This is a genomic window from uncultured Romboutsia sp. (assembly GCF_958366745.1).
In the GTDB taxonomy this organism is placed as follows: Bacteria; Bacillota; Clostridia; order Peptostreptococcales; family Peptostreptococcaceae; genus Romboutsia; species Romboutsia timonensis.
In genome coordinates this window covers 1-3,895 of sequence record NZ_CATXCO010000219.1, presented here as the reverse complement: position 1 = coordinate 3,895, position 3,895 = coordinate 1, and the positions used below count along the sequence as shown (strand labels likewise).

The 3,895-nt window shown below is 26.8% G+C and carries 6 protein-coding genes; 2 read left to right on the top strand and 4 right to left on the bottom strand.

Going from position 1 to position 3,895, the window contains the following annotated elements; translation table 11 throughout:
* The first annotated feature begins 148 nt into the window (after nucleotides 1–148).
* Both Q5F54_RS11575 and Q5F54_RS11570 read left to right on the top strand, forming a co-directional pair.
* Nucleotides 149–472: a helix-turn-helix domain-containing protein gene (locus Q5F54_RS11575; protein ID WP_276700399.1), complete on the top strand. Its 324-nt coding sequence runs from the start codon at nucleotides 149–151 to the stop codon at nucleotides 470–472.
* A 23-nt stretch (nucleotides 473–495) separates the two neighbouring features.
* A complete protein-coding gene (locus Q5F54_RS11570; RefSeq protein WP_281538658.1) occupies nucleotides 496–963 on the top strand; it encodes a hypothetical protein in 468 nt (155 codons plus the stop codon).
* Between the two features lie 81 nt (nucleotides 964–1,044).
* Here Q5F54_RS11570 and Q5F54_RS11565 read toward each other — a convergent pair whose 3' ends face one another.
* The 4 genes from Q5F54_RS11565 to Q5F54_RS11550 all read right to left on the bottom strand — a co-directional run.
* Nucleotides 1,045–1,602 carry an NAD(P)H-dependent oxidoreductase gene (locus Q5F54_RS11565; protein ID WP_071120607.1) on the bottom strand — a complete coding sequence of 186 codons (558 nt, stop codon included), beginning with the start codon at nucleotides 1,600–1,602 and terminating at the stop codon, nucleotides 1,045–1,047.
* A gap of 360 nt (nucleotides 1,603–1,962) precedes the next feature.
* Nucleotides 1,963–2,505, bottom strand: coding sequence for a DUF6512 family protein (locus Q5F54_RS11560; protein ID WP_281538659.1), 543 nt, complete (start codon nucleotides 2,503–2,505; stop codon nucleotides 1,963–1,965).
* Nucleotides 2,506–2,686: 181 nt separating this feature from the next.
* A complete protein-coding gene (locus Q5F54_RS11555) occupies nucleotides 2,687–2,941 on the bottom strand; it encodes a hypothetical protein (RefSeq protein WP_302334468.1) in 255 nt (84 codons plus the stop codon).
* A gap of 116 nt (nucleotides 2,942–3,057) precedes the next feature.
* Nucleotides 3,058–3,895 (bottom strand): DUF3387 domain-containing protein (locus tag Q5F54_RS11550; protein WP_302334467.1); only part of this gene is annotated, 838 nt, incomplete at its 5' end.

Genomic DNA, 3,895 nt, shown 5'->3' with positions numbered 1-3,895 from the left:
TTTAGTAACTTTTATATTTTAATTATAATGACTGTTGTTATTATTAGCAACATATTTTTTAATTTTTTTCCAAAATTTATCTATTTTGTAGACTATTTGTCACATTTAGTGCTACTATATAATTGTTAAATAAATTAGGAGGTAAATTATGATATTCGGTGATAGATTAAAACAGCTTAGATTGAAACACAATGTTACTCAACAACAACTTGCTGATTATTTAGGTGTAAACAGAACATCAATAGCAGGATATGAAACAAAGGGAAAACATCCTGATTTTGATAAATTAAGATTATTAGCAGATTACTTTAATGTTACTTGTGATTATTTAATTGGACAAGATGATAAAGAATCTAGAGATTTAACAATAGCAACTCATAGAACTATGTATGATGAAAACTTATCAGAGGAAGCTCAAAAGGAATTAGATGAATTTGTTAATTATTTAAAGTTTAAATACAAAAACAAGTAAAAAATTTATATTTAGGGGACATTATGAATAAGTTAGACAAATTATATAAATTGTGTGAGGATGAAAATATTCAAATTGAATGGGTAAATTTCAATCCTTGTATATTAGGGCTATATATTAGTGATAAGGATATCCCTCCTACTATTGCTTTAAACAAAAGTATTTTTAATGATCGGTTAAAAACTATGGAAATTTTAGCTGAAGAGGTTGGTCACCATTTTACAACTAATGGAAACTTTGCTAATAGATTACTTCACTACAGTGATAGAGTTAGGCTTAGTAAAGAAGAACAAAAAGCTGCTAGATGGGCTTGTAATTTTTTAATTGGTGATGATGAGCTTTTTGATTGTGTTAAAAAGTGTACAAGTGAAGAGGAACTTATAGAGATGTTGGATGTTTCTTTTGGGATTTTGTATGACAAGCTTAAGTTTTGTAGTGTTGAGAATAGAGAGCTTTTATATAATATTTGTAATTATTTAAAGAGTGTGTAGATAGTTTTTTGTATGCTATAAAAAATGATATTTATTATAAAAGACGGGGTCGTGAAATCCGACCCCGTCTTTTATCTACTTTTACTCTCCAAAATATTTTTCAATAAGATCATATTTATCTTTATTTTCTACGTTCATATTTATATATTCTACATTTTCAATACCACAAATTCCTAATGTACCTTTCACTACAACAGTTTCTATAGGGTTATTTAATCCTTCTATTAAATATTCACTATTAGATTCTGATGTACTAATAACTAATCCTGACTTAATATTGTTTAAAAGACCTTTAGGTTTATTGTTTTCTTCTGTAAAAGCAAACTCTTTTAAAAATACTTTATCAAAGAAACCTTTAAGTATTGCTGGTACATTGTTAAACCATAGTGGGAATACTAATATTATTTCATCACTTTCTTTTAAGTGTTTTTGGTATTTTTTTACTAGTTCATCATCTGTTTCGCCTTTACTATAAAGTTGTTCTTGTTTTGCTGTCATTACTGGATTGAAATTGTCTTTGTATAGGTCAATTACTTCATATTGTACTTTATTTTGAGTAAGTATATCTATTAATTTATTTACTATTTCTTTTGAAAAAGATTTTTCATTGTTACTAGCAAGTATTATTGTAGATTTCATAATTATACCTCTTTTATTATTTGTATTTATTACACTATATTTTATCCATTGAGGTATATATTATTATATATTTTTATCAATTTTTATTTTATGTATAATTTATTATCTTTTCAACTTTACTTTCTGTTATGCAAGTTCCTTTTGCAATTTGTTCTGTACTTAGGTCTAGTGATTTTAGTCTTAATGCTGTTTCTATTTTTTCACGTTGTATGCCTTCTTGTATTCCTTTTTCTTATGCATTTTAAAGTGCACTTATTTCATCTTTAATGGACTTTTCTCTAAGGAAGTATATTAAAAATACACTGTCGAGTTTTTTGACAGTGTATTTTTTTATTTATTACAAATTTTAAATTGTTACCTTTATCGTCTATGATATATTCCATAAGTACCAGTATCATAATCCTTGAATATAGGAATATGAGGTGGGTTAAAAGTAAATATAACAAATGATAAAACTACAAGTATTAAAACTATTACACATAAGTTAAAATATATTTTCTTCCAACTATAATGATTATAAATATGAAGTGCTAATAACTGTCCCATAGTTACAGTACATAATAGGTTTAGTATATCGACTATAAGTAAATGTACTCCAAGTCCGTATCTATAAGTATAGTATAAAAATGGCATTAAAAAGGTACTAACTAAAAGTGAAACTGTAAATGCTACAAAGTATCTTTTAAAGTCTAGTTTTAGTTTGTCTTTAAATAATAAGTAGGTTAAGCCCCACCATATTATTGTAGGTAGTAGTCCCATTTTCATATGTTCCCATATACTTGAGTTAATTGGAGCTACAAGTCCTAATAGTGTTATGCTACACCAGTCATATGCAAAGTGAGTTATTGATCCAAGTATGAATATAGGAATGATTCCAGATAGGATTAATTTTTTTGAATTCATTTATTTATCTCCTTGATAATTATTTTTATAATATATAGTATTTACAAAAATAAGTAAGGTTACTACTTCTTCATAGGCTGATTTAGGCTTGTATAAACGATTTTGATCCCTTCTTTTATAATTTGAAATCTATAATTTTTGATATATTTATACGGGGTCGTAAAACACGACCCCGTATATACTAATTAATATTCTCTTTTATTATCTTTTCAACTTCAGTCTCTGTAATACAAGTTCCTTTTGCAATTTGTTCTATATTTAGACCTAATGATTTTAGTCTTAATACAGTTTCTATTTTTTCACGTTGTATACCTTGCTTTATTCCTTGTTCTATTCCAATTTGAATTCCTTTTTCCTCTGCATTTGCAAGTGCACTTATCTCATCTTTTATAGACTTTTCTCTAAGGAAATATAGTTCTCTTTCTTTTTCATCCATAGTTAATTTATATAATGTATTTTCCTTTCATATTTTATCTATAATAGTCTATTTATATAAAAGTAGTTGATGTTACTTTCAAATGTTTTAATATACCATTAGTATATTAAAAATACTTACATCCCTGCTACACATTGAAGTTTAACCTGTTCCATTACATCTTCAATAGCCTTTTCACTTTTATTTGGTGGGTAGTCATATTTTTTCAACAACTTCTTAATATGCATTCTCATCTTTGCCTGTGCTTGCTTTCTTTCATGCCAAGCAGGACACATATTCTCTTTAACAGTTTTAGTTAAATCCTTTGCAATCTTTATCAAAATATCATCTTCCATACTAGCAATTACCTCTGGGTCTGCTGTTAATACATCAAAAAATGCCTTTTCTTCATATGTTAAATCTATTTCATCTCCAGATTCTATAGCTTTTAATAACTCATGCTTAAATTCTACTAAAGCCTCTAATACCTCAAATACATCTTTTTCATCATTACGATTATTGTACTTTTCTATTATCTTTTGTAACTTTTCACTAAATGCCCTACTTACAATTATATTCTTTTGCTTTACTTGTTCTACTTTATCCTTCATAGCTCTCATTAGTATGTTAGTTGCTATATTCTTTTGAGGTAATGCTCTTAGCTTATTTATATTATCTTCATTTAATAAATCAAAAGTCTCTTGTGAGCCTGCATTAGTTAAAACAATTACCTCATCACCTACTATAGCTTCTTCTAACATTCTTGATATTCTAGCATTTACTTCTTTTAAATCTGGCTTTCCAGTTCTCGTTGTTTTCATAATAAAGGATCTTACTGCCATAAAGAATGCTATTTCATCTTTAGTTCTCTTTGATAATAGTGCTGTACATATTTTGTAAACATCTTTTAATTTTTTAGTTTGTTCCATAAAGATGTTTTTTCTTTGCTCTATAAATTGAACAAATTCTGCTCCA